This window comes from Niastella sp. sgz303648, from assembly GCF_059587045.1.
Genome location: NZ_JCAPSW010000006.1, coordinates 433,824 through 452,797 on the forward strand (window position 1 = coordinate 433,824; position 18,974 = coordinate 452,797).

Annotated in this window: 10 protein-coding genes; 8 read left to right on the plus strand and 2 right to left on the minus strand. The window is 43.8% G+C overall.

Annotated elements, in window-relative coordinates; all coding sequences use genetic code 11:
- Positions 1 to 16 precede the first annotated feature (16 nt).
- The 8 genes from AC59IL_RS19905 (at position 17) to AC59IL_RS19940 (ending at position 16,995) form a co-directional block, all read left to right on the plus strand.
- Positions 17 to 2,644, plus strand: coding sequence for a glycoside hydrolase family 2 protein (locus AC59IL_RS19905; protein ID WP_496553943.1), 2,628 nt, complete (start codon positions 17 to 19; stop codon positions 2,642 to 2,644).
- 115 nt (positions 2,645 to 2,759) lie between these two features.
- Positions 2,760 to 4,769 (plus strand): SUMF1/EgtB/PvdO family nonheme iron enzyme, encoded by a 2,010-nt coding sequence (locus AC59IL_RS19910; protein WP_496553944.1) that lies wholly within the window; start codon positions 2,760 to 2,762, stop codon positions 4,767 to 4,769.
- 725 nt (positions 4,770 to 5,494) lie between these two features.
- A complete protein-coding gene (locus tag AC59IL_RS19915) occupies positions 5,495 to 8,578 on the plus strand; it encodes a SusC/RagA family TonB-linked outer membrane protein (RefSeq protein ID WP_496553945.1) in 3,084 nt (1,027 codons plus the stop codon).
- A gap of 74 nt (positions 8,579 to 8,652) precedes the next feature.
- On the plus strand, positions 8,653 to 10,254 hold the full coding sequence (locus tag AC59IL_RS19920) for a SusD/RagB family nutrient-binding outer membrane lipoprotein (protein ID WP_496553946.1): 1,602 nt from the start codon (positions 8,653 to 8,655) through the stop codon (positions 10,252 to 10,254).
- A 95-nt stretch (positions 10,255 to 10,349) separates the two neighbouring features.
- Positions 10,350 to 13,703 (plus strand): VCBS repeat-containing protein, encoded by a 3,354-nt coding sequence (locus AC59IL_RS19925; RefSeq protein ID WP_496553947.1) that lies wholly within the window; start codon positions 10,350 to 10,352, stop codon positions 13,701 to 13,703.
- A 1-nt stretch (position 13,704) separates the two neighbouring features.
- Complete coding sequence (locus AC59IL_RS19930) at positions 13,705 to 15,147, plus strand: vanadium-dependent haloperoxidase (RefSeq protein ID WP_496553948.1); 1,443 nt, start codon at positions 13,705 to 13,707, stop codon at positions 15,145 to 15,147.
- A 410-nt stretch (positions 15,148 to 15,557) separates the two neighbouring features.
- Positions 15,558 to 16,460 carry an AraC family transcriptional regulator gene (locus AC59IL_RS19935; RefSeq protein WP_496553949.1) on the plus strand — a complete coding sequence of 301 codons (903 nt, stop codon included), beginning with the start codon at positions 15,558 to 15,560 and terminating at the stop codon, positions 16,458 to 16,460.
- Positions 16,461 to 16,587: 127 nt separating this feature from the next.
- Positions 16,588 to 16,995: a DinB family protein gene (locus tag AC59IL_RS19940; RefSeq protein ID WP_496553950.1), complete on the plus strand. Its 408-nt coding sequence runs from the start codon at positions 16,588 to 16,590 to the stop codon at positions 16,993 to 16,995.
- A gap of 8 nt (positions 16,996 to 17,003) precedes the next feature.
- Here AC59IL_RS19940 and AC59IL_RS19945 read toward each other — a convergent pair whose 3' ends face one another.
- Both AC59IL_RS19945 and AC59IL_RS19950 read right to left on the minus strand, forming a co-directional pair.
- Complete coding sequence (locus AC59IL_RS19945) at positions 17,004 to 17,189, minus strand: hypothetical protein (RefSeq protein WP_496553951.1); 186 nt, start codon at positions 17,187 to 17,189, stop codon at positions 17,004 to 17,006.
- A gap of 111 nt (positions 17,190 to 17,300) precedes the next feature.
- On the minus strand, positions 17,301 to 18,962 hold the full coding sequence (locus AC59IL_RS19950) for a sodium:solute symporter family protein (protein WP_496553952.1): 1,662 nt from the start codon (positions 18,960 to 18,962) through the stop codon (positions 17,301 to 17,303).
- Positions 18,963 to 18,974 lie beyond the last annotated feature (12 nt).

The window sequence follows — 18,974 nt, forward strand, 5'->3', positions numbered from 1 at the left end:
AATAAATATTTCGGATATGCGAAAAAGTATTTTCCTGGTTTTGTTGGCGTGTGTTACAGGTAATCAGTGGGCGGCAGGTCAAAACAGGTATGAATTAAACAGTGGATGGGTTTGCGCTCCCATCAACTCGGTTAAGGTAAATGGTGAAAAAATTTCCGCAGTGTCGTATTCTGTAAAAGGATGGATGCCTGCTACAGTGCCCGGCACTGTGCTTACTACCTTGCTTCAAAACAAAAAAGTGCCCGATCCCTTTTATGGCATGAACAATGAAAAAATTCCCGACATATATAAAACAGGCCGCGATTATTACACTTACTGGTTTGTAAAAGATTTCACCGAAAAAGGCCCGCAGGGCAACGAGCAGGTTTGGCTGCAGTTCAGAGGTGTGAATTACAGCTGTGATGTTTTTCTGAATGGAAAAAAATTAAACAGCACCCGTCATTATGGAATGTTCCTGCGTCAGTCGTATAACATTACCGGCCTGCTGAACAGCAATGGCAGCAACAGGCTGGCAGTAATTGTTTATCCCATCGATCCCGTGGGTAACCCCAATGGCGGACAGGGTGGCGATGGCATTATTGCCCGTAATGTATCGCACCAGTATGTGGCAGGGTGGGACTGGATTCAACCTATGCGTGACCGTAATACCGGTATCTGGGATAAAGTATATATCGAAAAAACTGCCTCGGTGAATATTAAAAATCCGCATGTGGTAACACAGGTGCCAGGTATTCGCAAACCCGAAGGCATGCAACAGCCTGCCAATATTATAGCAAGCGCCGAACTCGAAAACGCTTCTGATAAAAAGAAAGAAGGTGTTTTACAATATGAAATCGACGGACAAACAGTAAAACAATCAGTATCTATTGAGGCCGGCGCTACAAAGCAGGTAACATTTCCTGTATTTCAGTTGAATAATCCAAAGTTGTGGTGGCCAAACGGATATGGACCACAAAATTTATACACCATCCATTTTAAGTTTTTTGAAGATGGCCAAACGCTTTCTGATGAAGAGCAGCTCACAACCGGTGTACGTGAAATTCAGGCTACCTGGAATGAAACCACCCGCAGTAAACAAATAGCGGTAAACGGGCAGAAGCTATTTATTAAAGGCGGTAACTGGATCATCTCCGATGCTATGTTGCGTTTTTCTGACCAGCGCTACGATGCAGAGATCCGTTATCATCGCGATATGAACCTCAATCTTATTCGTGTATGGGGTGGGGCATTGATCGAACGTCCTGAATTTTATAGCGCCTGCGACCGCTATGGAATGCTGGTGATGCAGGACTTCTGGATGTCGGGCGATTGCAACGGCCGCTGGGTTGATCCTATGAAACTCGAAGATCAGTGGACGCGCAGAAAATATCCTGATGATCATTCATTGTTCCTTCGTTCATTAGCCGATCAGATAAAACTCGTGCGTAACCATCCGTCGCTGGCCATCTGGTGTGGTGGAAATGAAATTACACCACCCGAAGATATTCTCGTTCCTTTAAGAGATTCGGTTTTACCGGCATTAGATGGCACCCGCTGGTTTGTTGATTACTCCAACTCCGATGATATGTCGTACAATGCACTGGGTGGTAATGGCGATGGTCCTTATACAATACAAAACGTAACTCACTTCTGGGAGCATCGCACTTTTCCGTTCAACTCCGAAGTAGGATCGGTAGGAGTAAGCGACTATACTTCGTTAAAGCGGTTTATTCCCGCCGAAAATATGCAGGTGCCACAGTATCCTTCCAATAAAATTGATTCGGTTTGGGATTATCATAAATATATACCATACAATGAGCATATCGATCCTTATGGCAAAGCAAAGGATGCCGCCGATTTTGCCCGCAAAGCGCAATTGGTGAATTACGATCAGTACCGTGCGCTGGCCGAAGGGTTCAGCAATCACATGTGGGATTGGTATACCGGGTTTATTATATGGAAAACACAAAACCCGTGGACAGCCATGCGCGGACAGATGTATGATTATTACCTCGATCCCAATGCCTGCTTATTTGGTTTACGCAATGGCAGCGAACCGGTGCATGTAATGTGCAATCCGGTTGATGGCATGGTAACCATCGTAAACAACAGCTTTGAAGAAAAACGCAATATGCTGCTGGTGATTCGCTTTTGGGATATGCAGGGCAAAGACAGTTTGTATACACAGGTATTCACCTTTGTGCAGCCTGCATCGGTAAAAAATATTCTTTCGATAAAAGAACTGGTCACCAAACTGGGAAAAGATAAAGGCGTTTTTTGTTCGTTGCAGTTGTTGAATGAAAACAAACAGGTGATCAGCGATAATCTTTACTGGTGGCCCGATGCTACCGGCGCCTATTCAGGATTACAAACTATGGCGCGCACTTCGTTGAAGATAAAAGCCAAACAAATTGAAAAAGGAAAGATTGAAGTAACGCTTTCCAACGCTTCAGGCAATCCCGTTGCTTTCTTTAACCGGGTAACATTAACAGATGCAAAAAAGAAAGAGCGGATATTGCCTGTATTTTACAACGATAACTATATTTCAGTGACACCCGGCGGCGAAAAGAAAATTATTATTGAATACCGTCCGCAGCCAGGCGAAACGCCGGTGGTGTCGGTTGAAGGATGGAATGTGGCTGAGGTGGAAGCGGCTGTTGAATAATTTTGATTTGCTTCATTTTTGTAATAGATTATTGATATTTAAATTTTTTAATTGATGAAAAGCCCCGGCCAAACCCCGTGGCTTTTTCTATATTGCAACATAAATTTTCCGCGTTATGCTGCGTTACCGGCAATTCCTTATTCCTTTTTATTTACTGCTTAGTGGTTTACAAACAACCGCCCAACATACCAATTCCATCGGCATGCAAATGGTTTCAATACCTGCAGGCGCTTTCAATATGGGATCGCACAGGGCAGGGGAAGATGCAGATGAAAGCCCGGTGCACCGCGTTACCATTTCGCACAGCTTTCTGATATCGGCTACGGAGGTTACCAACAAACAATACGAAGCATTTGATCCGGCGCATAAACAGTGGCGTGGAAAGAACGGTTTTTCACTAAAGGATGATGAGGCTGTGATATTCGTAAATTATGAACAGGCGGTTGCGTTTTGCAAATGGTTGTCGGCCAAAGAAGGCAAACCGTATCGCCTGCCAACAGAAGCCGAATGGGAATATGCCTGTCGTGCCGGCACGCAAACCGATTTTAATACCGGCAACGAATTACCTGAGGCTTATCAAAAGCAGCAACGTACCAATCGCGAACCAGTGACTGTTTCGTTATTGGTTGCACAACAACCGGCCAATGCCTGGGGCTTGTACGATATGCATGGCAATGTAGAGGAATGGTGTTACGACTGGTATGGCGCGTATACAGCAGCTGATCAGCACGACCCGGTAGGGCGCAGCAATGGCATAAGCCGTGTTACCCGCGGGGGAAGTCATAATACCCCGGTGCGTTACCTGCGTTCCGCCAACCGGCAGGCAATGCTTCCGCAGGATAAACACTGGCTTACCGGTTTTCGGGTGGTGCAGGCTGTTATGCCTGTTACAAAACCTGTTGTACCTGAACCACCTGCTGCAAACAATTTGCACATATCACAACAAAAACATACCTGGCAAAAAGTTGAACAACCTTTTTTTGATGCACCCATTGCCTATGTAGTGCGACCCGACAGCAGTTCGGGTATACCTTTTTTTGCGCACAATCATTGTCCGGCAATAACCTGGTGCCCCAATGGCGATTTGCTGGCCGCCTGGTTCAGCACCAACGCCGAATCGGGCCGCGAAATGACCATTCTTGCAAGCCGTTTGCGGGCAGGCAATAATACATGGGATACCGCTTCGGTTTTTTTCAGGGTGCCCGATCGCAATGTAACCGGTACTTCTTTATTATACGATCAAAAAGGTACGCTGTATCACCTCAATGGTTTGGAAGCTGCCGGCGACTGGCAGAACCTTGCTATGATCATGCGTACAAGTACAAATAACGGGGCCACATGGTCGAAACCGGTGCTGGTAGCGCCTGACCATGGTAAAAAGCATCAGGTAATCGCGGGTTCTTTAATTACCCGGCAGGGTTGGCTCATTCAGTTATGCGATGCAGAGCCGGGGCCGCGTGGCGGAACTGCTATGTACATTAGCAAAGACAAGGGCGCTCACTGGGCCTCATCCAATGAATCGGCGGTAACTCCTGTATACAAAAATGGCAATACCGGTGGTTTAATTGCCGGCATTCATGGTGCTGTTGTACAGCGTAACGATGGAAGTTTGATGGCCCTGGGTCGCAATGATGATATAATGGTCCCGAATAGTTCGGGAGATATTTCGGGCGAACGCATGCCCATGAGCATATCAAACAACATGGGTAAAACCTGGCAATACTTTCCATCAGAATTTCCGCCGGTTAACAGCGGACAGCGAATTGTGTTGCGGCGATTGAATGAAGGTGCCCTGCTCCTGATATCCTTTACCCACTGCCCCGGTAAGTCAAAGCAGGAAGGCATGTTATTTAAAAAACCGGGAGGAGACACGTATAAAGGGTATGGTTTATATGCCGCCGTTTCATTTGATGAAGGAAAAACCTGGCCCATAAAAAAACTGTTGAGCGATGGAACAACCCGCCTTTTAAATGGCGGCGCCTGGACGGGTACCTTTACCATGGATAGCGTTCATGCAGAACCGAAAGGTTATATGGCTGCCACGCAAACGCCCGATAATGTAATACATGTTATTAGTAGTAATTTGTACTATCGCTTCAATCTGGAATGGTTAAAACAACCATGATACAATACAGCACAGGCAATAGCTAAATATCTGCTAAACAGTTAACGCAACAACTAATTGTATGCAAATGCAGTAGAGTAAAGTGCATTGTTCAAATGGTGCTGAAAAAATTTAGCAGGCTTATTATTTTATTAGGCAAAACATTTGGATGCTTTGCTAAAAAACAGCTAAATGAAATTGGATAGCTGCTATTGAAATACAATTGATCCTCCTGGTACAAAAACTTCCCTTCCGTTAGTTACTAACGGCTTTAACTACAAGTGTCATTAATTCAACTCACTGTAATCAGATTTTTTTAAAAAACTTTTTTCGGTTGAAAAAAAATTATGAAATGAAAGCAGCATTTTCTGAAACCTTTTGCCTATAAGGGTTATAGGGTTTGCTAATATTTTTTTGCTCATGGTTGATTGAAACTCATTTGGTTGATAATAGATGATTTTTCTTTCAAACGAAAAAAGAAATGTTAATTCTTTATTACAAAATTCGATTCAGCTACACTTAATAATGCGACCCTCTTTAACTACTAAAGAGATGATTATAAAACCAGAATGTCGTTCTGTTAGGTACCCTTAAACCTGATATCTCACCGATCCCTTAACTGAAGACATTTTAAAGCCAGGAATTCATAAAATGATTTGCAGTCTGTAAAAAGACGGCTTGTCCTTGTATTGTCATTTTTTAAATAACCTGTGAGTTATTTTTTTCATCATAAAACCAATTGCATAATGAGACATGTACGCCTGCTAATTGCTTTATTACTATTACATTCGGCAGTACTGGCCCAAACACGACAGATATCAGGGTCTGTTAAAGACAAAGCTGGTACTGGGATTCCTTCCGTAACTGTTAAAGTAAAAGGGAAAAACATTGAAACCGTTACTGACATGAGTGGCGCTTTTAGCCTGCAGGTGCCATCAGGTAAAGTAACATTACTTGCGAGTTCTGTTGGCTTTGCCGAAAAAACGATTGATGTGCAGGCTGGCGAAAGTACTGTATCTATTGCACTCGAAGAATCGAGCCAGCAACTGGGTGAAGTAGTTGTTACAGCATTGGGTATTTCAAAAGAATCTAAAAAGGTGGGTTATGCTGTATCTACTGTAGTGGGAGATCAGATTAACAAAGCCCGCGAAACCAACCTGGCATTATCGCTCAGTGGTACAGTAGCTGGTTTAAATGTACACGGTACCAGTGGCGGCCCCGGAGGTTCAGCCCGTATACTTTTAAGAGGCTTATCAAGCACAACCGGCGGCGCTCCCCTGTTTGTTATAAATGGCGTGCCCATGGATAATACCCAAAGAGGTAGCTCAGGCGAGTGGGGCGGTGCCGATATGGGTGATGGTATTGGTAACCTGAACCCCGATGATATTGAAAGTTTGACTGTGCTGAAAGGTCAGGCTGCTTCGGCATTATATGGCGCCAGAGCTTCGAACGGCGTTATTATGATCACTACCAAAAGTGGTAAAAAAGGCGCTTTATCGGTTGAATATAATATGAACTATATGGCCGATAAAGCAATTGATTATACCGATTATCAATATCAATACGGCCAGGGACAATACGGCGCCAAACCTACAACTGTATCTGAAGCTCAAATGACTTCACGTATGAGCTGGGGCTCCAAATTAGATGGCAGCCAGGTTATACAGTTCGACGGTAAAACCCATGCTTATTCTGCTGTTAAAGACAATATCAAAAACTTTTACAGAACGGGACCTTCCTTTACCAATACCGTATCGGTAACAAAAGGTTCCGATGCAGGTTCTTTCCGTTTATCGATGTCTAATCTCGATAATAAGTCAATCATTCGCAACAGCGGCATTACCCGCAAAACCATCAACTTAAATATCGATCAGAAGATTACCTCAAAACTGAGTGTTTCGTTAATGGCAAATTATATCGATCAGAAAGATAAAAACAGAGCTTATTTAAGTGATGGTCCTTTAAATGCCAATAACGGCCAGTTCCTGGCTACCAATGTCGATGAGAAATTGCTGGCGCCGGGCTATGATACTACTACCGGCTTTGAAACTGTATTCAGCGATGATATTTATGTAACCAATCCCTGGTTTGTGGTAAATCAGCTGGTAAATAACCAGGATAGAAAAAGGTTGATTTCTGCTATATCTACCCGGTACAATTTAACCGACTGGTTATATGCCCAGGCACGTGTGGGATATGATATTGAAAACGACCGCATATTTTCAGTTACCCCCTGGGGAACTGCCTATACCCAAAATCAGCACGGTTCATTAAATAACCAGGCAACCAATCAAAACTTTGAATTGAATGTTGATGGTATGCTTGGCGTAAATAAAAACCTGACCGACGATATTCACCTCGATGCGGCTATTGGCGCCAACCAGCGTAAAAATCAGCACGAGCTGATTGGTATAAATGGTGGTCCGTTTGTACTTCCTTACCTATACAGCTACAACAACGTAGTGAATTTTGGAAGAAGCTATGAGTTCTGGAAGAAAGAAGTAAACTCAGCTTTTTACACCCTCGACTTTTCTTATAAGAACTTTTTAACTTTATCTACTACCGGCCGTTACGATGCTTATTCTACTGTTTATTATTCGGCTATCCCAAAAAGCAAAAGGAACATCTTTACGCCTTCTGTTTCCGGTAGCTTTATTTTCAGTGAAATAGCTCATTTACCGGCTGCACTATCGTATGGTAAGTTGCGTGCATCGTATGCCGAAACCAGTGGTGAGCCCGGTGATGCATATATAACGGCTGTATATTATAATATTGGCAACACACTCAATGGCCTGTCGACCGGTAACTTCAGTACTGCACTGCCTAACAACCTGTTAAAGCCGTTTAAAACCAGTGAAGTGGAAGTTGGTACAGAATTGAAATTTTATAATAATCGCCTGGGTATTGATATCGCATACTATACCAAGAAAACCAGGAACGAAATTATGCCTGGTACCTTAAGTTCTGCAACAGGGTACCAAAGCAACTATGTGGCAACCGGTAGCACCAAAAACTCAGGTCTTGAAGTAACCCTGAACGGCAACCCCATCAGGCAAAAAGACTTTAACTGGAATATTACGTTTAATTTAACCACGTTAAAGAATACAATAGTTCAAACTGATGCAGCAGGAAATCCGGTAACACTTGGTACGTACCGTCCGTTAAATGCCAACACCGCATTTGTAAAAGGAATGTCGGGCCCGCAGATCATGGCATATGATTATACATACGACAGCAAAGGTCAGATGGTTGTAGATGCCAGCGGATTACCGGTTCGGGGTAAATTGTTACCTATGGGCAGCGTATTACCTAAATTATACGGAGGTATCAATAACGAATTCATGTATAAAGGTGTTACACTTTCTTTCCTGATCGACTATAACTATGGCAACAAAATTCTTTCTGCTTCCAATTACTATGCTATCCGCAGAGGTTTGCATCAAATGACTTTGGACGGAAGAGAAACAGGCGTTACCAAAGGGGTGCTGGCTAACGGTACTACTAATACAACTTCCGCCAAAGCACAGGATTATTATATGGCCCTGGCGCAAAATGTATCTGCTGTTAATGTGCTGAATGGTGATTATATCAAGCTGCGCCAGCTTACAATCGGTTATACCATCTCCGATAAAAACATAGGTAAAATGCCTTTATTCAGCGCTATTCAGGTTTCGCTGGTAGGTCGCAACCTCGCTGCATTGATGAAAAGATCAGGCAATATTGATCCTGAAGCAGGATTCTCTAATACGGTTAAATATGCAGGTATCGAAGGGACCAGCTTGCCTTCGAGCAGAACCTTTGGCGTAAATGTCAACTTTAAATTCAAATAATCAAACAGAAACAATACTGTTTTGTACGACGATTTGAATTGACATTATTAAAAAATAAAAGCAAAAGAATCCAGATGAAAAAGTTATTGATATATACAGGCCTGGCATCGATGATGATCGCAGGATGTACCAAAGACTTTGATAGTATAAATACCAACCCAACGGCAGCATCTCCGTCTACCATGGATCCCAATTATTTTTTATCGCAAATTCAATGGGATTTTGTTGATGCAACAGCCGGTTACCAGGGCCCCATTCTTTTCCAGGATGGCTGGGTGCAAATATTCGCATCCACTTCTTCCGGTTCGGCCAATTATCACAGCAATGATGATAAATACGTAGCATCGAGCAATACCCTCGATTACCAGGGAAGAACCTGGAACCAGGAATACCATGCAGCCAGCGTGGCGTATGAAATGAAATCTGTAACAGAGGGAAAATCGCAGTATACGAACCTGAATGCAATAGCCACCATTATGAAAGTGGCCGCTATTCAAAAAATAACCGATATATATGGCGATGCCCCGTATACACAGGCCCTTCAGGGAAAAGCCGCTGTTACACAGCCTGCCTACGACGGGCAACAGACTATTTATACCGGCATGCTTTCTGAGCTGGATGCGGCAATTGCAAAGCTCGATGCTTCAAAAGATAAACCAAGTTCAGATCAGTTTTATAAAGGCGATATTGCCAAATGGAAAAAGTTTGGTTATTCGCTGATGCTGAAGCTGGCCATGCGGTTAACAAAAGCCGATTTAGCCACTGCTAAAACATACGCCGAAAAAGCTGCTACAGGTGGTACGTTTGCCAGCGTTGCCGATGATGCCTATGTATTGGCCGATAACAGCAAAGGCTTTGGTAATGGTAATGCCAATGCCCTGCGTGTTACAGATGATTTGTATCAGGTAAGATGGAGCAAAACCCTCATCGACTGGCTTGCAGCCAAAGTTGATCCCCGGTTAAGTATTATTGCCGAAGTGCCGGCCGCAGGTTTGAAAGCAAACCAGGCTATGGATGCCGGCGATAACACAGCTGCCAATCAAAAAGGGTTGCCTAATGGCTACGATTTGAATGGTGGCGCTACTGACATCAGCAATTCTCCTTCCTATACAGGCACTACCGGTAGCGGCAGCGATGCTACCAAACTGGGAAAGTATTCGCGCCCAAGAGCGGTCTATCGCAATCAAAGCGGTCCGCTGTTTGTATTAACCTATGCCGAAACCGAACTGTTGCTGGCAGAAGCTGCAGTACGTGGATTTAGTGTTGGTTCAAGTGCTGCCGCCCATTATAAAAATGGTGTGTCGGCCGCATTACAATCTTTAACGCCTTACGGTAGCGATGCCGCTATATCGTCTACTGTTGCTGATGCGTATGCTACGGCCAATCCGCTTGATGTATCTTCTACAACCAATTCACTCAAAGCCATCAATGAACAAATTTGGGCTACTACAGGAACCCAGCTGAACTTCGTTGAAGCCTGGAGTAACTGGAGAAGATCGGGTTATCCTGCATTAACAGCAGTTAATTATACCGGTAATTTTTCAAACGGAACAATTCCGCGCAGGCAACCATATCCTGCTACAGAAGCTTCAACCAACCCCAATAGCTACAAAACAGCCGTGAGTGGTTTAAGTGGTGGTGATGTATGGAGCGCAAAAGTATGGTGGGATAAATAAGTGTTCGTTGTTAGCAGTATAAAAGACAGGGCTACCGAAAGGTAGTCTTGTCGTTTTTTACATAAGTTTACAAAGCGCCCTAATGCGTAATTAATATGAAACCAACTGCCCTTATTAGTACGCTGCTGATACTGTTAGGCGTTGCCCGCGCCAATGCGCAGGCGCCGCTTTTTCAGTTATTAACCCCTAAACAAACCAATATTAAGTTTGAAAACCACATCAGCGAAACCGAAAACCTGAATGTGCTGGCCTATGAATATTTTTACAACGGCGGTGGTGTAGCGGTTGGAGATATAAACAACGACGGGCTTGAAGATGTGTTCCTTGTTGCCAATATGAATGAAAATAAACTGTACCTGAATACAGGAAACCTTACGTTTAAAGATATTACGAAAGAAGCATGCAAAGAATTGGCCGGGCGCCCGGGTGGATGGAAAACCGGCGTTACCATGGCCGATGTAAATGGCGACGGTTGGCTGGATATTTATGTTTGCTACTCAGGCAAGGTTTCTGACGACATGCGAAGAAACCAGCTTTTCATAAATCAGCATAACAATACATTTAAAGAAGAGGCAGCCGCCTACGGGCTCGATGATAAAAGCTACAGCACACAGGCTGCGTTTTTTGATTTTGATAATGATGGCGACCTCGACATGTTTTTGCTGAACCACAGCACCAAAAAAATCGACAATATGGAGCTGGCCCGTTATCGCGATGAAGTTGATACACTGGCCGGCAATAAATTATACGAAAACAGAAATAATCATTTTTACGATATATCGAAAAAAGCCGGTATCAGGCAAAACCCGCTTACATTTGGATTAGGCATTGCCATTGCCGATATTAATAAAGACGGCTGGCAGGATGTATATGTAACGAACGATTACAACGAACCCGATTACATGTACATCAATAATGGCAACGGTACTTTCACCAACCAGGCCGATAAAAGCCTTCGTTATTTATCGCAGTTTTCAATGGGTGTTGATATCGCCGATTTTAATAACGATGCCCTGCCCGATATTATAACCCTCGACATGTTGCCCGAAGATAACCGGCGCCAGAAATTATTACAGCTGCAGGAAAACTATGAATCATTTTCATTAATGGTGAACCAGGGTTTAAATCCGCAGTATATGCGAAATATGCTGCAATTAAATAATGGGCCTTCTCCTTCTTCTTCAGAGCAGGGTTTGGACAATTCCCCCTCCACCGGGGGGGGTAAGGGGGAGGCCTTAACATTCAGCGAAATCGGCCAGCTGGCCGGCGTATCAAATACCGACTGGAGCTGGTGCCCGCTGTTTGCCGATTTTGATAATGATGGCTTTAAAGACCTGTTTATAACCAATGGCTATTTGCGCGATTATACCAACAAGGATTTTTTACGATACTGGGGCGATTATAAAATTAAAAAGGCCATGGACCGCGAGCCTGTATTAATGATGGATCTTGTGAAAGCCATGCCGTCGACCACCATTGCGAATTATATTTTCAGGAATAACCATAATTGCACATTTTCAAACGAACAGAAACAATGGGGAATGGATAAACCGGCGATCTCCTCCGGAGCGGTATATGCTGATCTTGATAATGACGGCGATTTGGATCTTGTAGTTAACAACATCAATGAAAACGCCTTCGTGTACCGAAATACCGCAAGAGAAACCACAAAGGCAGGCTTTCTTTCCCTGAACCTCAGGTATAAACAACCGAACCTGTTTGCTATCGGTACAAAAGTGCTCTTATACAACCATCATACAGTGCAATATGCCGAAGTGAACCCTGCACGCGGTTATCTTTCATGCGTTACTACCCGCCTGCATTTTGGAGTAGATAGTTCAGCGGTTATAGATTCGGTAAAGATCATATGGCCCGATCATACCATGCAGCTGCTTACCAATGTACAGGCCAACAAACAACTCGATATTAATTACAGCCAGCCTCAACCCGTAACTGATGATGATCCTGTATATGCAGGCAAACCGGTTTTTACACCCGGCAATAAATTATTTACCTACAAACATGCCGACTTCACCGAAAATGATTTCAAGCGCCAGTTGCTGATGTTGTTCATGTATTCAAAAACAGGGCCTGTGGTAGCCAAAGGAGATGTAAACAAAGACGGCCTCGACGACTTGTTTGTAAGTGGCGACAAAGACAAGCCAGGCAAATTATATATTCAGAATACCAAAGGATCCTTTTATGAAGAACCCAATTTGCTTATCGGGGATGAAAATACCAGCGCCATTGCGGCTGCTGCATTTTTTGATGCAGATGGCGATGGCTATCCTGATTTGTATGTAGCCAAAGGAGGCTACTCGTTATTTGAACCCGGTACCCCGGCGTTGCAGGACGATTTGTATTTAAATGACGGTAAAGGTCATTTGAAATTATTTCCCGGCTCGTTGCCCGACCTTAGCGCAAACAGTAAATCATGTGTACGGCCTTATGATTACGATGGCGATGGCGATATCGATTTGTTTATAGGTGGTCGGGTAATCCCCGGGCGTTATCCGGTAACGCCAACCTCTTTTTTGCTGGTGAACGATGGCAAAGGCCATTTCAGCATTGCACCTGAACCGTTCAGTAAAATCGGTATGGTAACCGATGCCCAATGGGTTGATGTTGATAAAGATGGCCGCAAGGATTTAATCATCTGCGGCGAGTTTATGCCCATAGCCGTTTTTATCAATACCCCAAACGGATTTGTTGATAAAACAAATGTTTACTTCGACAAAATGCCCAACGGGTTCTGGTTTTCTTTAATGGTCGCCGATGTTGACCAGGACGGACAGGATGATATAATTGCCGGCAACCTGGGTCTTAATTCATGCATTCATGTTTCGGAAAAAGAACCCGGCGAATTGTACTATGCCGATTTTGATAACAATGGATCTGTTGATCCTTTTTTTAATTTTTACATACAGGGCGTAAGTTATCCCTTTGTGAGCCGCGACGAATTGAATGAACAGATTTACCCCATGCGTAAAAAGTTCACGTCCTATGCAGCCTATTGTATGGCCACTATGAAAGATATTTTTTCAAAAGAAGAACTGGAAAAGGCAGGCAAGCTTTCTGTTACAGAAACCCGTACCCTTCTTTTTTTGAATCGAAATGGAAAGTTCGTGGCAACTGAACTGCCCATGCAGGCGCAGTTTTCGGTGGTCACAAATATAATTGCCGATGATTTTAACAACGATGGCAAAAAAGACCTGTTGTTGTTAGGCAATCATTCCGACAACCGGTTAAAAATGGGAAGCATCAATTCAAACTACGGTTGTTTGCTCACCGGTGATGGCAAAGGCGCCTTTAATTATGTTTCACAGGGCCCCGCCGGACTTGCCATTAAAGGAGATGTAAAATCGGCCACTGAAATAAAAGTAAATAACACCCGGTATATTGTAATTGGCATTAGCAATGAAGGGTTACAGTTTTATAAAGTACAGTAATATGACACAATTAAAGATGGATGCGTTGATAAATAGTGAACTCAGGCGTTTGGAAGCAGGCGCCGGAGTGATTCGTTTTGTTTTTCAAAAAACCATTTACCGGTGTATGCTTGCTGTGCTGCTTTGCTGTTCGTTTAACAGTCAGGCACAAAAAAATGACGCGGCATTTACCCGTTACCTGCAACCGGCTGTTTTTTCATTATCAAAGATCATGATGCACGATGTGGTGAACCCGCCGGCTGCCAGCAGGTATTATGCCTATTGCATACTGGGCGCTTATGAAATTGTTTCGCAGCACGATACTACCCTCAGCGCGTTATCTTCATTTCTTAAGCAATACAAAAGATATGGAATAACAACCTCTAAAACCGCATACGATTATCGCATTGCTGCCCTGTACTGCATACTCGAAAGCGGACGGCTGCTGTTGCCATCGGGCTTTATGCTGAAAGAAGATGAAGAAAAGTTTGTGCGCGAAATGCAGAAAAATAAAATACCCCGTAAAATAATCGACAGCTCGGTGGCTGTAGCGAATTATATAGCGGCACGTATACTTGAATATACCAAAACCGACCGGTATGGCAAATTAAGCGCACAATTAAGGTATACGCCGGTAAAAGGTGAGCAATACTGGTATCCTACACCACCCGCTTATATGGAAGCTGTTGAGCCCAACTGGAAAACGGTGCGGCCGCTGGTGATCGATTCGTGTAATCAGTTTAAACCATTGCCGCCGGCGACATTTAGTAAAGACAGCACCAGTAATTTTTACAAACTTGCGAAAGAAGTGTACGATATATCGCTGCATCCGGCACAGGAACAGTTAAACATTGCTTCATTCTGGGATTGCAATCCTTTTGCAGTGGCTACAGCGGGCCATATGTCCATTGGGTTTAAAAAGATAAGTCCGGGAGGGCACTGGATGAATATTACCGGCATAGCCGCTCAAAAGGCGCAGCTCGATTTTAGTTCGGCAGTAACCATACATGCACTTGTAGGTGTAACCTTAATGGATGCTTTTATCAGTTGCTGGGACGAAAAATACAACAGCAACCGCATTCGGCCTGAAACATATATAAACCGCTATATCGATATCAAGTGGCAACCCCTGTTGCAAACGCCCCCTTTTCCTGAATATACCAGCGGTCACAGTGTGATATCAACTGCTGCAGCCGAAGTGCTTACATATTACCTGGGCGATCGTTTTGTATTTACCGATAATTCGGAAGAGCTGTTTGAAATTACACCCCGCACATTTAATTCATTTCGCGAAGCGGCTGCTGAAGCGGCTATTTCGCGATTGTATGGCGGCATTCATTACCGCGATGCCATCGAAAACGGCCAGCAGCAGGGCAAACAGCTGGCAGCATTCGTCATCACTAAACTGCAGGCAGCAGGTATAAAAAGTAAGATCGCCGGAAATAACGTATCTGCAGGCAAATAGTGCCGTTAGGCACCAGATGTTGGTAGTGCCGTTCCGTTGGGCACGAGATGCTGGTAGCGCCGTTAGGCGCGAAATGTTGGTAGAGCCGTTAGGCGCCAAAATGTTGGTAGAAAGGTGACACATATTGGTGCCGTCCTGTAGGGACGATACATGTACGCCCTATATCTGCCCTATATCTGCCCTATATGCGCCATATAGTGAACCCATATTAGCAGTAACACAACAGTAAGACAATAGTAAGGGAATAGTAAGAGAGTAGTAAGAAGAAGACCGGAATTTCAGCGTGGGAAAACATTTAAAAGATCTGCTCTAAGTTATAAAATAAAGCGCAAAAATCATGCTACAAATTGCACCCCCCTGCATGATTATTTACAAAATGGCAAAAGCAGGAAAACTGTAATTTTGCATCGATGGATGCCGATATCAGTACGTTATACCAATCTGATTTTTACCGCATAATGGATTTCAAATGCCGGTGTGTGGATTGCCGTACGTCGAAACCTGAGTACAGCAAAGCGTTTAGCATCAGCTTTGTGCGCAAAGGGAATTTTCTGTTCAATGTATTCAGGCATTCGCTCGATTCCTATACCGGTTGTGTTTTGGTTACCAAACCCGGTTACGAACGTACGGTAACGCATACCCATGCCATACCCGATGAATGCACCATCTTTGAATTTAAAAATGATTTTTTTAATGAATTGCTTGAACACTACGGCGGTATACCTTTCTTTCGAGATAACGATTGGCATTCTACTCTTATAAAAACCGGCGCCGAAACCGAGTTCCTTCACTTTCAGATAATACAACTGGTGCTAACACACGCTGGCGGCAAACTGCAAATTGATAATATGGTGATGGAGATCATTGAAAAAGTGCTTGGTAATATCACCGATTATAAGCCCGATAACCGCATCAATGCCCGGCTGAAGCAAAACCATCTCATTACCATCGAAAGGGCCAAAGAATACATTATACAGCATTTTACCGATGATATTTCTCTGATGCAGATTGCAGATCATTGTTATGTGAGTCTGTTTCATTTCAGCCGCCTGTTCAAAACTTTTACCACTGTATCGCCTCATCAATATTTACTCACCACCCGCCTTAAAAATGCAGAACTGTTATTACGCAATACCCAACAACCCGTGGCAGATATTGCTTTTTCATCGGGCTTTAACAGCATCGAGCATTTTACAGCTGCGTTTAAGCAGAAGTATAAATGTCCCCCGGCAGCATACCGTGAATCGTCAACGGTGAATGGAGAAAAGGCAATAGGCAATGGGCAACAGGCAATTGGCAATGGCGAATTGTGAACAGGGCATATCCGGAAGTACTTCTGACTTCAGACTTCCGGCTTCGGTTTTCGGTCTTTCGAAAAAAAGCAAGATTTCTAAAGTGATCGGCAAAGCTGCAAAATAGCTTTGTCGAAAACTCAGCATCATGAAAGAACAATTATTGTCAACAGTAGAAAATTCAAGAAATTACACATTACAGGTAGCAGATGCCATGCCCGAAAACGGATACAACTTTAAACCATCGGGCGCCGGCTGGAATTTTGCCGAACTGTTGCATCATATTGCCTATGGCATATTATGGTGGAACGATAATTATGTAAAAGGAAACAAAACCGAATGGAACCCGCCTGCCGGAACAGGCAATAAGCAACAACTCGAATCGTATCTGAACCAGGCTTACGATTCATTAAGAGATGAAGTGAAAAAACAAAAGCTCACCGATGAAGCCGTCAATGGCGTTCATGCTACCATTGATCATGTTACCCATCATCGCGCGCAGGCAGTTATTTATTTGCGTACCAATGGCGTTACACCGCCGGAGTATATGTATTAATTTGTTGTTTATCCCGGTTTGTTGCTTCTTAAAAACATCATGAACAGACCGAAAATAAGAAATACCACACCTGTATAAATATTCACTTTAACGGTAGCGCCATCGTTCATCAATACGCTGATCAGTAATATTACAGATACTACCGAAAAAAATAAGCCGATCACAAATTGCAGGTCATTTAATTTTTTATACATAGTAATATGTTTTAGAACGGTGCTTAACGCAGAACGCAAAACGCTTAACGATTAACGCTGCACCCGGAGGCGCGTTTTGCGTTCTGCGTTAAGCGTTGGGCGTTCAGCATATTAAAAGAATAGTATGTTCAGTAAAATAGTTATTACCAGCAGCAAAAGGCCAAGCGGTACGACTTTCAAATACCATTTCTGCTGGTGATATTTTGGTCTTTCGGTAAGGGAGTAAACAAGTCCTTTCAGTTCGGCATCGGGCTTCGGTTTGGTAACCAAACTTACCAGTATGGTTGTACTAAAGTTTACAACCCACGAAAAGGCGGCCACAATAAACGCCTGGCCCATACCGCTTTTAATTATATACAGCGGTGCTATCCAGCCACCTTTGCCTTCAGCAATGGTTACGCCATGTGTTACAGCAGCAGCCAGGGTTCCGGCGACCAGTCCCCAGAATGCGCCATGACCCGTTGTGCGCTTCCAGAACATGCCCAGTAAAAAAGTGGCGAACAACGGCCCGTTCACAAATCCGAATACCAGTTGCAGAAAGTCGTTGATGTTGTTGAAGCTTTTGGCTATATACGCAGTGGCAATAGAAATAAGTATACCAACCACCGTTATGAATTTACCAACCAGCAGGTAATGCCGGTCGCTGCGATTTTTTACAAAATACGACTGGTATATATCAAATGTAAAAACGCTGTTGAAAGCCGTTACATTACCGGCCATGCCGCTCATAAATGAAGCGATCAATGCCGTAATACCAACACCCAGTATGCCACTGGGATAGTAGTGGGCTATCAGCGAGGGTAGCGTCATGGTATAATCGAGCTGTCCATCGGCTGTAGTAGGAATGCGAAATCCTTTCGATAATAATGCGGGTTGCATTAATGTGATCGCAATCAAACCTGGTAGTACTACAATTAAAGGCATCATCATTTTAGGAATGGCGGCAATAATAGGTGTGCGTTGTGCATCGCCCATGTTTTTGGCGATCATAGCCCGTTGAACTACCAGAAAGTCGGTACACCAATAACCGAACGACATCACAAAACCCAAACCGAATATAAGCGACATAAAGTGCAAACCCATGGGATTGTCGTTGGCATTGCCCATGTACTTCCAGGCATGTGTAAGTTCAGGTTGTAACTGTGCTTTTATATTTGCCCATCCGCCGGCATCGTGCAGTGATATGATCACCAGCGGTGAAAGACCCAATACAATTAAAAAGAACTGCAGCACCTCGTTGTATACCGCACTGGTTAAACCGCCAAGGAATGTATATACCATTACTATACCGGCCGATACCCATATTGAAATATCGAAATCCCAGTGCAGAATGGTTTCCATCAGTTTAGCCAGTGCATACAATGAAATGCCCGATGAAAAAACCGTCATAACGGCAAAGGATATAGCATTCAGGCCTCTGGTTTTTTCATCAAAGCGAAGCGACAGGTATTCGGGCACGCTTCGCGCGCGGCTTCCATAATAAAACGGCATCATAAAAACGCCGAGGAACACCATGGCAAAGATGGCGCCTACCCAATAAAAATGCACCGTCATGATTCCGTATTTCGCTCCGGAAGCGACCATGCCAATAACTTCCTGTGCGCCAAGGTTAGCCGAAATAAAGGCCAGACTGGTGATCCAAAGGGGAATACTACGGTTGCTGGTTAAAAAGTCGTTGCTTGATTTGATCTTCTTTTTGATAAGAAATCCTACGCCAATAACAAATATGAAATATACAAGAATGATGAGATAGTCGGCTAAGTGTAGTCTCATTTGCAATCGTTG